This window comes from Streptomyces sp. NPDC104313, from assembly GCF_055583985.1.
Genome location: NZ_JBVJMW010000014.1, coordinates 35,222 through 48,508, shown reverse-complemented (window position 1 = coordinate 48,508; position 13,287 = coordinate 35,222). Strand labels below are relative to the sequence as shown.

The following is a 13,287-nucleotide window of genomic DNA, read 5'->3' as shown; positions in this document are numbered from 1 at the left end:
ATTCCCGCCGGCCGTCCCTTTCGATGCTGTTACGGGCGCCGGTGCCGCTGCGCGAGGATGGCACCCATGAAGCCCATCATTACCGCATCCGAATGCGCGAGCGAGTCGGCCGGGTCGCGACCGCCGGTGCTCCTGGACGTCCGCTGGCAGCTCGGCGGTCCGCATGGCCGTCCCGACTACGAGGCCGGTCACCTGCCCGGCGCGGTCTTCGTCGACCTCGATACGGAACTGGCGGGACCGGCGGGTGACGGCGGCCGCCACCCCCTCCCGGACCCGGAGGCCTTCGGGTCCGTGATGCGCCGGGCCGGGGTCGGCCAGGACACCCCTGTCGTGGTGTACGACGGCGGCCTGGGCTGGGCCGCGGCGCGAGCCTGGTGGCTGCTGCGCTGGACGGGGCACGGGGACGTACGGGTCCTGGACGGCGGCCTCGCCGCCTGGACGGGCGACCTCTCCACCGGGATCCCGCGCCCCGCCGAGGGTGATTTCCGGCCGAAGCCGGGGGGCCTGCCCACACTGGACGCGGAAAGCGCGGCGGCCTTCGCCCGCTCGGGTCTGCTGCTGGACGCGCGCGCGACGGAGCGCTACCGAGGCGATGTGGAGCCGATCGACCGCGTCGGCGGCCACATTCCCGGGGCCGTCTCCGCGCCGACCACGCTGAATGTCGACGAGGACGGTCGCTACCTGCCGGCCGAGCGGCTCGCCGCGCGGTTCGCCGGCCTGGGCGCGGAGAGAAGCTCCGAAGGCGTGGGCGTCTACTGCGGATCCGGGGTCTCCGGAGCGCACGAGGTGCTGGCCCTGGAGATCGCGGGCTTCACCGGTGTCCTGTATCCCGGCTCCTGGTCCGAGTGGTCCTTCGACCCCTCCCGGCCGGTCGCCACGGGGCCCGACCCCCAGTAGTCCCGCGGCACCGGCCATACGGGCCGGTCGGGGGCGGGCGAACGGTAAGGCAGCGGGGTCCGTACGCGACCGCGTACGGACCCCGCTCCCACCGGTGGTCATTCCCGGTCAGTCCTGCTTCTTGCGCCGGGTGCCGAAGACGATCTCGTCCCAGCTGGGCACGGCGGCCCGGCGGCCCGGCCGGACTCCGTCCGCCTCGGCCTGACGGTCCGTCGTCCCGGTCAGCCGGTCGCGGTGACCGGCCACCGCCCGGGGCATCAGCACATCCGCGTAGGCGGACCCCGCGCCGGCCGAGGTGGCGGCGGGCGGCTCGGCCGCCTCCGTCTCCTTCGCCGGTTCGAGCGCGGGCGGCTCGGGCTGGGCGGGCCGCTCGGGGACGACCATGTCGCCGCGGAAGCTCGGCACCGCCTCCAGCAGGCTGGTCAGCGAGTCGCGCTCACCGGCCGAGGCGCTGCTCACGTACTCCTCGGGCTCGGCGGCGGCCGGAGCGGGCCGCTCGATCTGCCGGTCGAGGGCCCGGTCCAGCGGCCGGTCGCGCGGCAGCCGGGCGATCCGGGGCACGAACGGGAAACTGGGCTCGGGCGCGGCGACGTCGTCGGTCTCGCCGATCAGCGAGCGCGCCTCGTCGTCCACGGCCTGGACCAGCCGCCTGGGCGGGTCGTACGTCCAGCTCGCCGAGTGCGGCTCACCCGCGACCCGGTAGACGAGCAGGACTTCCCAGGTGCCGTCGTCGCGACGCCACGAGTCCCACTGGACGGTTTCCTTGTCGGCGCCGCGCAGCAGAAGACGCTCCTGCACCGCCTCGCCGAGTTGGGGGCCGGTGTTCTCGCCGGGACGGCGCACAGGAGTCTTCCGGGCCCGCTCGGCCATGAAGGCGCGCTCCGCGAGCACGGGGCCCTCGAAGCGGCGTACACGGTCGACGGGGATGCCCGCGAACTGGGCGACCTCCTCCGCGGAGGCACCGGCCCGTATACGGGCCTGGATGTCGCGGGGACGGAGGTGGCTCTCCACCTCGATCTCGATCTGGCCGAGCCGGGCGCGGTCGTTGCGCACGGCGGCGCGCAGCCGCTCATCGATCGGAAGCGTGTACTCCGTGCTGTCCGCAGCCTTGAGCACCAGTCGTGTGCCGTCGTTGGAGACGGCCACGACACGCAGTTCGGGCATGGGGACCTCCCGGGTGGTGCCTGCCGACGTCACGTGCGTCGCTGCTTCCGCTAGTCGAGTGTGACCTGCCCGGGTGCAGCCTGCCACAACCTTGCCAAGTTGCCCGGCGTGTCGGGCGCTCGTCCTGATGCACCACCATGACACGGTTACCCATTGCGACCCAAAGTGACCGATTTGGCCGCTCTGTGCAGCAGGCATCCGTGTGATGCCTTGACGCTGCCGGTTCGAGTGCCGCCGCCGGACCCTCCGGTGGCTGCGGATTCCCACGTCGGAGTCCGCCCCAGGGCTCGTCACAGTACTCCATTCGGGCCACCGGGGTGGACCGGCGCGCCGCCGAAGTTCTCGCGGGGCGCGGGAGTTGAGATACCCAGTTCTCCGTGAAATGCCCCTGATGCGTGTTGTGCTTCACACAATCTCCGGAAATGGAACTATCCGCTTCGCTCATTTGTCCCTTCCTGTTGCATGGTGGGAGAGATGTCAAGCAGGGGCTGGTAATGGTTCAGAAGCCGGAAAGTGACACAGAACCCAAGGAAAGGCGCATAGATCTGAGTCTCCCGCAGGTCGCCGGGAGCGCCGTCGCAGCCGTCGCGGCGGCGGTGCTGGCCTCGCAGCTGGGCGTGTACGGAACGATCGCGGGAGCGGGCGTGATGAGCGTCGTCGCCACCTGCGGCGGCTCGGTCTTCCAGCACTTCTTCCGCCGCACCGGCGAGCAGATCCGCGAGGTGACGGTCCAGGTGACCCACCCGGAGGGCCGCCAGGTGACGGTGCACACCAAGGAAACGACGCCGGCCGGTCACAGTGGCGCCGCCCGCCGGTCCGGGCCGGAGCCTGCCGAGGACGCCACCACGGTGCTGGCCACGGTCGACCCGGGCACCGTCCCGGAGGTGGTTCCGGACACGGGGAGCACGCGGTCGCCGAAGCCCGTCGACACGGACCGGACCCAGCTGCTGGACCTCGGCGACGCCCGGACCCGGATGCTCCGGGTCCCGCCGGACCCGGGAGGGGGAGCGGAGACCGGAGCCGACCGTACGCGGCTGTTGCCGCAAGCCGGCGACCGTACGCAGATGCGTCCGGGAGCCGGAGCGGGCCAGGCCGCTCCCGACGACGCGTTCAGCGACGGCGTCACCCACGGCACCCGGATGCGCGGCTGGAAGCGGCCCGCACTCGCGGCCGCCGCGGTCTTCGCCGTCTCCATGGCCGGGATCACCGCGTTCGAGATGATCTCGGGCAACGATCTCAGCGGCGGCCAGGGCACGACTCTGAGCTCCGTCGTCCGCGGAGACGGCGGCGACCGGGACTCCGGACCCGCCGATCCCACGCCCTCCGGGGACACCGGCCGGAACGGGGAGGAAGGCGAGCAGCGGCCGACCCCCGGCGACGGCACCGGTTCCGCCCCCGCCACGGACGGAGACGGCGGCGACAAGAGCCCCGACCCCGGTACGGGCACGGGTGGCGAGAACCCGGACACCGGGTCCACTCCCACGCCGACGCCCTCCGGATCCGGCGGCGGGGTCACGTCCGACCCGGCGCCGCCCACCCCGTCGGCTTCCGCCGGCACCGGAACCGGCGCCCCCTCGACCGGCACCGGCGCGCCCCCCGGGCAGGGGGAACAGGCCCCTCCCGGCGCCGACGCCGAATGATCGGTGTACCGGCGAAGCGTGTCGGCCCCGGCCCTCTCCCGACAGTGGGCGCCGGGGCCGACGGCGTATCCGGAGCCGCTCAGTCGCCGAGCACGCGCCGCAGGTAGTCGTTGCCGAACAGACGGTCCGGGTCCAGCCGGTCGCGCAGCGCGGTGAACTCGCCGAAGCGCGGGTAGACCTCGGACAGATAGGCCGCGTCGCGGGTGTGGATCTTGCCCCAGTGCGGCCGGCCGGCGTGCGCGGCCATGATCCGCTCGACCGCGGTGAAGTACGACCGGTGAGGCGTGCCCTTGTAGAGGTGCACGGCGATGTACGCGCTGTCCCGGCCCGAGGCGGTCGACAGGGTCATGTCGTCGGCCGGAGCGGTGCGCACCTCGACCGGGAAGCTGATCTTCAGCGGTGACCGCTCGACCATGGCCTTCAGCTCCCGCAGCACCGCCACCGCCTGCTCGCGCGAAACGGCGTACTCCATCTCCACGAACCGCACGCGGCGCGGGCTGGTGAACACCTTGTACGGGATGTCGGTGTACATACGCGCCGACAACGCCCGGCTGGAGAGCCTGGCGATCGAGGGGATCGTCGCAGGGACCGCGCGACCGAGCGAACAGGCGACCTGGAAGAGCCCGTTGGACAGCAGCTCGTCGTCGATCCAGCTGCTCACCCTCCCGGGCGGGGCGGCCGGTCCGGCGCTGCGGTTGTTGCGCTTGGTGTTGCAGTTGCCGGTGTGCGGGAACCAGTAGAACTCGAAGTGCTCGTTCTCGGCGACCAGCGCATCGAAGTCCGCGGTGACCCGGTCGAAGCTCATCGGCTCCTCACGGGCCGTCAGCAGGAAGATCGGCTCCACGGCGAGGGTGACGGCGGTGATCACCCCGAGGGCGCCGATCCCGATCCGGGCCGCGGCGAACACCTCCGGGTTCTCCCGCTCCGAGCAGACCATGACCGTGCCGTCGGCGGTGACCAGTTCCAGTGCGCGGATCTGCGCCGCTATCGATGCCGAGTCCCGGCCCGTGCCGTGCGTACCGGTGGAGGTCGCCCCGGCGATCGTCTGCTCCATGATGTCGCCCATGTTCGTGAGCGACAGGCCCTCGCGGGCGAGGGCGGTGTTGAGCCGCTTGAGCGGAGTGCCCGCCTCCACCGTCACGGTCATCGACCTACGGTCGATGTCCCGGATCCCGGTGAGCAGGTCCGGACGTATCAGCACCCCGTCCGTGGCGGCAGCCGCGGTGAAGGAGTGGCCCGCGCCGACCGGCTTCACCCTCAGCCCCTCCGCGCCCGCCCGGCGCAGCACGTCCGAGAGCTCGGCAACGGACGCGGGGGACTCGGTGCGGGCAGGCCGGGCGGTGACGGTGCCCGCCCAGTTACGCCACGCGCTCGTCGTCGTCCGTGCGTAGGTGTCGGTCATCTTGCCCGCGCCCTCCCGTCGCAGCCGGCCCGGACAGCCGGCGATACCCCAGGAACGCCACCGCCGCCGCGAGAGCTCCCGCCCCGGCGGGCACCGCGTACCCCGCCTTCGCCCCGGCGGCGTCGACGACCCAGCCGGCGGCCGAGGAGCCGAGCGCCACCCCGACCGCGAGCCCGGTACTGGTCCAGGTCATGCCCTCGGTCAGCTTGGTGCGCGGTACGTGCGCTTCGACGAGGGCCATGGTGGTGACCATCGTCGGTGCGATGGCGAGGCCCGCGACAAAGAGCGCCACGGCCAGCAACGGAAGGTTCCCGGCCAGTTGGAGGGGGATCATACTCACGGCCATCGCACAGACACCCACCAGCCACCTGGTCCCGGGGTTCCCCTTGAGGTGCAGCAGCCCGAACACGGCCCCCGCCAGACACGAGCCGAGCGCGTAGACGGCCAGCACCAGGGAGGCCGCGGCCTTGTGGCCGCGCTCCTCGGCGAAGGCCACGGTCACCACGTCCACGCCCCCGAAGATCGCGCCGGTCGCCACGAAGGTGGCCACCAGGACCTGGAGTCCCCGCGAGCGCAGCGCCGAGCCCCCGGTGTGCTGCGACTTCGGGTGCGGCACCGGCTCGGTCGCGCGCTGCGCCGTCAGCCAGAAGACGCCGACCAGCAGGAAGGCGGCGGCGATCAGCGGCCCCGCCTCCGGGAACCAGGCGGTGGAGAGACCGATGGAGATGATCGGGCCGAAGATGAAGCACACCTCGTCGACGATCGACTCCCACGCGTAGGCGGTGTGCAGATCCCGGCTGGACCCCCGGTAGATCTCCGCCCAGCGCGACCGGACCATCGACCCCACGCTCGGTACACAGCCCGCGCCCACCGAGAAGACGAACAGCGTCCACTCCGGCGCCCCCTGCTGGGCGCAGATCAGCAGACCCGCCACCGCCGCCACCGCGACCAGCGTGACCGGGCGCAGCACCCGGCGCTGCCCGTAACGATCGACCAGCCGGGAGACCTGGGGGCCGCAGACCGCCGCCGACATCGCCAGGGTCGCGGAGAGCGCCCCGGCCAGCCCGTAGCCGCCGGTGAGCTGGGAGATCATCGTCACGACGCCGATGCCCATCATGGACAACGGCATCCGGCCGAAGAAGCCTGCGGCGGAGAACTCCTTGGAGCCGGAGGCGGAGAAGATGGCGCGGTAAGGGCTGGGCAAGGGGTACTCCGGTCGTGCCTGTCAGGCGTATAGCTGGCCGATACAGCTTACGGCCGGGCCGGACATCCCGGACACCGGATCCGGAGGCGGTCCGGGGGGAGCGGCACGGGTGCCCGGACCCCGGGATTCCCGGCCTTCCCGGTCTTTCCGACGGGGCGTCGGATGTCGGTTGCCGCCCTGTCGGAGGCGGGTGGCAGGATCGATGTCATGTCCGATCTGCGCGATCCCGCTCCCTACGACGCCCTGCTGCTGCTCTCCTTCGGCGGTCCCGAGGGCCCGGACGACGTGGTCCCGTTCCTGGCGAACGTGACCCACGGCCGAGGCATCCCCGAGGAACGCCTCAAGGAGGTCGGCAAGCACTACTTCCTGTTCGGCGGGGTCAGCCCGATCAACGCGCAGAACCGCGCACTGCTCGACGCGCTGCGCAAGGACTTCGCGCAGCGCGGCCTGGATCTCCCGGTCTACTGGGGCAACCGCAACTGGGCCCCGTATCTGACCGACGTCCTGCGCGAGATGACCGCCGACGGGCATCGCCGGATCGCCGTCCTCGCCACCAGCGCCTACGCCTCCTACTCGGGCTGCCGCCAGTACCGCGAGAACCTCGCCGAGTCGCTGACCGCTCTGGAGGCAGAGGGGCTGCCCGTGCCCCGGGTCGACAAGCTGCGGCACTACTTCAACCACCCCGGCTTCGTGGAGCCCATGGCGGACGGCGTCCTCGCCTCGCTCGCCGACCTCCCCGAGGATGTCCGCTCGGGCGCGCACATCGCGTTCACCACCCACTCCATTCCGGCCTCCGCCGCCGACGCCTCGGGCCCCGCGGACGCGCACGGAAAGGGCGGCGCGTACGTCGCCGAGCACCTCGACGTGGCCCGGCTGATCATCGAGGCGGTGCGCGAGGAGACCGGCGTCGAACACCCCTGGCAGCTCGTCTACCAGTCCCGCAGCGGCGCCCCGCACATCCCGTGGCTGGAACCCGATATCTGCGACCACCTGGAGACCCTGAGCGCCGAGGGCGCCCCCGCGGTCGTGATGGCGCCCATCGGTTTTGTCTCGGACCACATGGAGGTCCTGTACGACCTCGACACCGAGGCCACCGCGAAGGCCGCCGAGATCGGCCTGCCGGTCCGCCGGTCCGCCACGGTGGGCGACGACCCGCGCTTCGCCGCCGCCGTACGGGACCTGCTCCTGGAGCGCGCCGCGACCGGGCGCGGCCGGGTGGTGGAGCGCTGCGCGCTGGGGTCCCTGGGGCCCTCCCACGACCTGTGTCCGGTCGGCTGCTGCCCGGCGAGGGCCCCGAAACCCGCCGCCGCCGGGGCCGACAGTCCGTACGCCTGATCCGTGGACGTCCCTACGGGCGTCCCGCAGAGCGCCTGTTCCGCCGAGTCCCCTGGGAGCACCGTGACCGACCCCGCACTGTCCGAACTGCTCGACCTCGCCCTGGAGGCCGCCCGCCGCGCCGGAGCCCTGCTGCGCGACGGCCGCCCGGCCGACCTGGGGGTGGCCGCGACCAAATCCAGCCCTATCGACGTGGTCACCGAGATGGACATCGCCGCCGAGAAGCTGATCACCGGCTACCTCTCCGACTTCCGCCCCGACGACGGCTTCCTCGGCGAGGAGGGGGCCAGCTCTCCGGGCAGCACCGGCATCCGCTGGGTCATCGACCCGCTCGACGGCACGGTGAACTACCTCTACGGTCTGCCCACCTGGGCGGTCTCCATCGCCGCCGAGCGCGACGGCGAGCGGGTCGTGGGCGTCGTCGAGGCCCCGATGCGCCGCGAGACCTACCGTGCGGTCCTCGGCGGCGGTGCGTTCGCGAACGGCGAGGCCCTGCGCTGCCGGCCCGCCCCGCCGCTGGACGAGGCCCTCGTCTCGACCGGTTTCAACTACGTCGGACACGTCCGCGCCCACCAGGCGGACGTCGCCCAGCGGCTGATCCCCCGGCTCCGGGACATCCGGCGCAGTGGCTCGGCGGCCGTCGACCTCTGCGATGTGGCGGCGGGCCGGCTGGACGGCTACTACGAGCGCGGTCTGCACCCCTGGGACCTGGCCGCGGGCGACCTCATCGCCCGGGAGGCGGGCGCGCTGACCGGAGGCCGCCCCGGGCTGCCCGCCGACGGCGACCTGACGGTGGCCGCCACCCCCGGCGTCTTCGAACCGCTACAGGCCGCACTCGACGAGCTGGGCGCCTGGCACGACTGACGGGGTCCCGCCGAGGAAGGCCCTGGCGAGGGGCCTGAGGCCGCCGCACACTTCACGGGGCCCCGGACACCATGACGGTGTCCGGGGCCCCGTGGCGTACGGCTCAGACGCTGGCGGCGCCGATCTCCACGCCGTGCTCGGCGGCGAGACGGCGCAGATCGTCCAGCTCGCCCTGCTCGACGTCCGCCAGGAAGTCGTCGCCGTCCTCGCGCGCCTGCGTGAGGTCGGTCTCGGTCGTCTTGATGCGTTGCAGCAGACCTGCGGTGAAAGCGTCCATGATGCGCCCCCTCATCGTGGGTCGGTGGCACGGGGGTGTGCCCGGGATCCCCCCGGCCGGGGGGCCGGAGGAGCGGGTGATCGCGCCGCCGCTCCGGGGAAAAGGGGCGGGCCGTGGCATGCCACGTGACAGGCGTGATCGCGGGTGTGAACCCCTCTTCCCCGCGCCATGACTCAGAGAAACCTCAACTGGCCCGGAAATCCGCCGGTTTCCCGGCGAGCAGCAGCCGCCAGGTCCGGCCCGCCGTCGTCTTACCGCCGGTTTATGCGTGTTGCGGGCAGGATGTAGGCGCACAGTCGGCATTGCTGCCCGTGTCCGAGCGTGCCCCGCGTGGGCCGCTCGCTCTGTGAACCCATCGAAGGACCGAAGGAAGGACTGCGCCGTGCGCGTACTCGTCGTCGAGGACGAGCAGCTGCTCGCCGATGCGGTGGCCACCGGACTGCGCCGGGAGGCCATGGCCGTCGACGTCGTCTACGACGGTGCCGCGGCCCTGGAGCGCATCGGGGTCAACGACTACGACGTCGTCGTGCTGGACCGGGACCTCCCGGTGGTGCACGGGGACGACGTCTGCCGCAGGATCGTCGAACTCGGCATGCCCACCCGGGTGCTCATGCTCACCGCGTCCGGAGACGTCAGCGACCGGGTCGAGGGCCTGGAGCTGGGCGCGGACGACTATCTGCCCAAGCCCTTCGCCTTCAGCGAGCTGACCGCCCGGGTGCGCGCGCTGGGCCGTCGTACGACGGTGGCGCTGCCGCCCGTCCTGGAGCGCGCCGGCATCAAGCTCGACCCGAACCGCCGCGAGGTCTTCCGCGACGAGGTGGAGATCCAGCTCGCCCCGAAGGAGTTCGCGGTGCTGGAGGTCCTCATGCGCAGCGAGGGTGCGGTCGTCTCGGCGGAGCAGCTGCTGGAGAAGGCCTGGGACGAGAACACCGACCCCTTCACCAACGTGGTGCGGGTCACGGTCATGACGCTCCGCCGCAAGCTCGGCGAACCGCCTGTCATCGTCACCGTGCCGGGCTCCGGATACCGGATCTGAGGGCCATGGCCACCACCCCGGGGCCCCCGGCGGCGCCTCCGAAACCCACCTGGGAGCCCAAACAGCAGGAGCCCCCGTACCTCTGGCTGCGTCCGACCATCCGGATACGGCTCACGCTGCTGTACGGCGGGATGTTCCTCATCGCGGGCATCGTGCTGCTGTCGATCATCTACATGCTGGCGGCCCAGGCGCTGAGCGTCGGCACGGATCTGCCGTTCGAGATCGTCAGCGGCAAGGTCACCAGCGAGATCTGTGACCTGCCTCCGAACGCCAGCCCGGACGCCTTCAACGCGGCGATGAACACCTGCGTCAACCACCAGCGCAAGGCGGCGCTGGAAACCCTGCTCAACCGTTCGCTGCTCGCCCTCGTCGGCCTGAGCGTGATCGCCTTCGCCTTCGGCTACGCCATGGCCGGACGCGTGCTGTCCCCGCTCGGCCGGATCACCCGGACCGCGCGCCGGGTGGCCGGGACGGACCTCACCCGTCGGATCGAGCTGGATGGCCCGGACGACGAGCTGAAGGAGCTGGCGGACACCTTCGACGACATGCTGGACCGGCTGGAGCGTGCCTTCACCGCGCAGCAGCGATTCGTCGGCAACGCCTCGCACGAGCTGCGTACCCCGCTGGCGATCAACCGCACCTTGCTGGAGGTCCACCTCTCCGACCCGGAGGCCCCGCCGGAGCTCCAGCAGCTCGGCAAGACCCTCCTGGCCACCAATGAGCGCAGCGAGCAGTTGGTCGAGGGGCTGCTGCTGCTGGCCCGGAGTGACAACCAGATCGTCGAGCGCAAGCCGGTCGACCTCGCGGAGGTCGCCGAGCGCGCCATCGACCAGGCCCGGGCGGAGGCGGTGTCGAAGAAGGCCGAGATCCGCGGCGAGCGGGCCACGGTAGTGGTCCAGGGCAACGGCGTCCTGCTGGAGCGGATCGCGCTGAACCTCGTGCAGAACGCCGTGCGCTACAACGTGCCCGAGGACGGCTGGGTGGAGGTCACCACCGAGGCGCGGGACGGGCAGGCCCTGCTCGTCGTCTCGAACACCGGCCCGGTGGTACCGGCCTACGAGATCGACAACCTCTTCGAGCCCTTCAGGCGGCTGCGCACGGAGCGCACGGGCAGCGACAAGGGTGTCGGGCTCGGCCTGTCGATCGCCCGGTCCGTCGCGCGGGCCCACGGAGGCCGTATCATCGCGGAGCCCCGCGAGGGCGGTGGTCTCGTGATGCGCGTCACGCTGCCGGTCTGAGAGGCTGCACGATGTGACCCTGCACCGAATCTTCATGTTCGCTTTGGGCGGAATTTTCAGGACCCGTTCCCGGGCGGTTCGTGTGTGATCGATCACAGGGCCGATTTTCCGGCCATCAACTCTCCGTGATCGCAACTCCGTCGGAAAGCCGGTAATCGTCCGGGTTTTCGAGGATCGTTATCACGGGAAGTACACGGGGTGGAACCCGTGAACTGCGCAGCCGGGACCGTGTACGGTCCCCATCGCCACCCAAGCCGAGCCTCGCCGAGGCGCCCGGTTGGGTGTCGATTGAGTAACAGACCTTGATGTGAGGCAAGATCTCCGCCTCAGGTCGGGCACAAGTCCGGCCTCTCACGCGTTACGTGCGCTGAGACACCCGTAGATACCCAAGAGGGGGAGAGCGACATGGCAACGGATTACGACACCCCACGCAAGACCGACGACGACGTGGACCAGGACAGCCTCGAAGAGCTCAAGGCACGTCGGAGCGACAAGACGGCATCCGCCGTCGACGTCGACGAATTCGACGCGGCCGAGGGACTCGAGCTGCCCGGCGCGGACCTCTCCAACGAGGAGCTGGCCGTCCGGGTGCTGCCCAAGCAGGCCGATGAGTTCACCTGCATGAGCTGCTTCCTGGTGCATCACCGCAGCCAGCTGGCCCGCGAGAAGAACGGTCAGCCCGTCTGCCGCGACTGCGACTGAGGTCGAGTAGGCCGTGGCAGACGAGACACCGTTCCGGAAGCGGCGCCCCTGGCGTCGGCACGGCCCGGAGGCGGACCAGGACGGTACAGGCGGCACAGGCCCGGCAGAAGGCGGTAACGCGTCTGCCGAGCGGTCCGCCGTCCTGCCGGATCACTCCGGCGATTTCGACGACGAGCGAGGCCGATCGGCCTCGCTCGAGGTGGCCGGGGCGGCGTCGCCGGACCGGCCCGGAGAGCAGGATCAGGCGGAGCCCACGACCGGGGGCCGCCTGCGCACAGTGAAACGGGGTGTACGCAAGGGCCGGGAGAGCGCGAAGGCGCTGGCCGCACAGCTGGCCGATCGCATCATCGACACGGCCCCGCGCGTGCCGGTGCGCGACCTCGCCACCCTGCGGAAGCAGTTCCCCGGGCTGGGGCCCGAGGAGCTGGCCGACAAGCTGGTCACGGGAGCCTGCCGGGCCACCGCGACCGTCGGCGCGGGCATCGGCGCCGCCGCCATGATGCCCGTACCGCCCGCCATGATCGCCGAGCTGGCGGCGGAGGTGACCGGCGTCGCCGCGATCGAGATGAAGCTCGTCGCCGAGCTCCACGAGGTCTACGGCCGCCGACCCCCCGGCAATCTCGGCCAGCGCAGCACCGCGTATCTGACGTCGTGGACGGAGGAGCGTGGCATCGACGTCACCCGCCCCACCACGCTCAACGCCGCGCTCGGCGGCCAGATGAAGCGCGAGCTGCGCCAGCAGATCATGAAGCGCATGGCGCGCAATCTGCCCAACCTGATCCCGTTCATGATCGGCGCCGCCGTCGGCGCCACGATGAACCGCCGCGATACCCGCAAGCTCGCCGACCGGGTCAGGAACGACCTGCGCAGGGACCAGATCCGCTGGGACGGCCTGCCCGCGCTGCCTCCGCTGGAGCAGCCCCTGGAGCCGGCCGAGCTGCCCAAGGAGATCGAGGGCCCCTGAGCGAGGAAGGGCCCCTGAGAACCGGCACCTGGTCCCCAGGCCCCGCCCCCCGGACGTCCGCTCAGGCGGTCGGGACGGCGCTCAGCGCCGCCGCCAGGCCCTGCGGGTTCCGGGTCGAGAGGTAGAGGTAGGGAGTCGGGTCGTCCGGGTCCGTGACCTCTACCCGCACCGCCGTCTCCACATAGCCGCGCAGCAGCATGAACGCACGGGCGTCGGCCTTGTGCGTGCGCCAGGCCCGCGCCTCCTCCGCATCCAGCATCTCGGGCTCGCCGAGCGCCGACAGCGGGATCCGGGCGTCGCCGGCGACGAGCGACCCCGCCACCACCCGGATCCGGGCGGAGCCGTAGCCGCTCACCAGGAGCGCTGCGGCGACCGTGCCACCGGCCAGCCCGGTGAGCAGCGGCAGGGTGCCCAGCGGCAGAAGCATCAGAGCACAGGCGATACCGACCCCGAAGGCGATGAACCACCAGGAGCGGGGCGCGGTGAGACGTTCGTCGAAGGGCGGTGCGGAGGGCTGCATGGAACCAAGCTTGGCACGGCGCGACCGACGGACTGCCGCGCGGG

General features: G+C 71.8%; 13 protein-coding genes. 8 read left to right on the top strand and 5 right to left on the bottom strand.

The window, feature by feature from the left end:
* Window positions 1-66: 66 nt before the first annotated feature.
* Entirely contained in the window at window positions 67-897 is an 831-nt protein-coding gene (locus ACZ60Q_RS28030) for a sulfurtransferase (RefSeq protein WP_469640083.1), read from the top strand.
* Between the two features lie 108 nt (window positions 898-1,005).
* On the opposite strand, the gene sepH is transcribed toward ACZ60Q_RS28030, so the two are convergent.
* Window positions 1,006-2,061: a septation protein SepH gene (gene sepH, locus ACZ60Q_RS28025; protein WP_469640081.1), complete on the bottom strand. Its 1,056-nt coding sequence runs from the start codon at window positions 2,059-2,061 to the stop codon at window positions 1,006-1,008.
* 494 nt (window positions 2,062-2,555) lie between these two features.
* On the opposite strand from sepH, the gene ACZ60Q_RS28020 reads away from it, so the two are divergent.
* Window positions 2,556-3,701 carry a hypothetical protein gene (locus ACZ60Q_RS28020; protein WP_469640079.1) on the top strand — a complete coding sequence of 382 codons (1,146 nt, stop codon included), beginning with the start codon at window positions 2,556-2,558 and terminating at the stop codon, window positions 3,699-3,701.
* 79 nt (window positions 3,702-3,780) lie between these two features.
* Here the strand turns inward: ACZ60Q_RS28020 and ACZ60Q_RS28015 are convergent, their stop codons facing one another.
* Complete coding sequence (locus ACZ60Q_RS28015) at window positions 3,781-5,103, bottom strand: D-arabinono-1,4-lactone oxidase (RefSeq protein ID WP_469640077.1); 1,323 nt, start codon at window positions 5,101-5,103, stop codon at window positions 3,781-3,783.
* Window positions 5,060-6,307 carry an MFS transporter gene (locus tag ACZ60Q_RS28010; protein WP_469640076.1) on the bottom strand — a complete coding sequence of 416 codons (1,248 nt, stop codon included), beginning with the start codon at window positions 6,305-6,307 and terminating at the stop codon, window positions 5,060-5,062. The genes ACZ60Q_RS28015 and ACZ60Q_RS28010 overlap by 44 nt, the downstream gene beginning before the upstream one ends.
* A 207-nt stretch (window positions 6,308-6,514) precedes the next feature.
* On the opposite strand from ACZ60Q_RS28010, the gene ACZ60Q_RS28005 reads away from it, so the two are divergent.
* Together ACZ60Q_RS28005 and ACZ60Q_RS28000 are read left to right on the top strand one after the other, a co-directional pair.
* On the top strand, window positions 6,515-7,642 hold the full coding sequence (locus ACZ60Q_RS28005) for a ferrochelatase (RefSeq protein WP_469640074.1): 1,128 nt from the start codon (window positions 6,515-6,517) through the stop codon (window positions 7,640-7,642).
* A 63-nt stretch (window positions 7,643-7,705) separates the two neighbouring features.
* A complete protein-coding gene (locus tag ACZ60Q_RS28000; RefSeq protein ID WP_469640072.1) occupies window positions 7,706-8,506 on the top strand; it encodes an inositol monophosphatase family protein in 801 nt (266 codons plus the stop codon).
* 103 nt (window positions 8,507-8,609) lie between these two features.
* Here the strand turns inward: ACZ60Q_RS28000 and ACZ60Q_RS27995 are convergent, their stop codons facing one another.
* Entirely contained in the window at window positions 8,610-8,783 is a 174-nt protein-coding gene (locus tag ACZ60Q_RS27995) for a hypothetical protein (protein WP_469640070.1), read from the bottom strand.
* Window positions 8,784-9,165: 382 nt separating this feature from the next.
* Here ACZ60Q_RS27995 and ACZ60Q_RS27990 point away from each other — a divergent pair, with 382 nt between their 5' ends.
* The 4 genes from ACZ60Q_RS27990 (at window position 9,166) to ACZ60Q_RS27975 (ending at window position 12,723) form a co-directional block, all read left to right on the top strand.
* The gene (locus ACZ60Q_RS27990) at window positions 9,166-9,819 is read left to right on the top strand and encodes a response regulator transcription factor (RefSeq protein ID WP_003965735.1); all 654 of its coding nucleotides are present in this window, start codon (window positions 9,166-9,168) and stop codon (window positions 9,817-9,819) included.
* A gap of 5 nt (window positions 9,820-9,824) precedes the next feature.
* Window positions 9,825-11,057 (top strand): sensor histidine kinase, encoded by a 1,233-nt coding sequence (locus ACZ60Q_RS27985; protein WP_469640069.1) that lies wholly within the window; start codon window positions 9,825-9,827, stop codon window positions 11,055-11,057.
* A 405-nt stretch (window positions 11,058-11,462) separates the two neighbouring features.
* Entirely contained in the window at window positions 11,463-11,759 is a 297-nt protein-coding gene (locus ACZ60Q_RS27980) for a DUF4193 domain-containing protein (protein WP_469640067.1), read from the top strand.
* A 13-nt stretch (window positions 11,760-11,772) separates the two neighbouring features.
* Entirely contained in the window at window positions 11,773-12,723 is a 951-nt protein-coding gene (locus ACZ60Q_RS27975) for a hypothetical protein (RefSeq protein WP_469640065.1), read from the top strand.
* Between the two features lie 61 nt (window positions 12,724-12,784).
* Here ACZ60Q_RS27975 and ACZ60Q_RS27970 read toward each other — a convergent pair whose 3' ends face one another.
* The gene (locus tag ACZ60Q_RS27970; protein WP_469640063.1) at window positions 12,785-13,243 is read right to left on the bottom strand and encodes a DUF3093 domain-containing protein; all 459 of its coding nucleotides are present in this window, start codon (window positions 13,241-13,243) and stop codon (window positions 12,785-12,787) included.
* Window positions 13,244-13,287 lie beyond the last annotated feature (44 nt).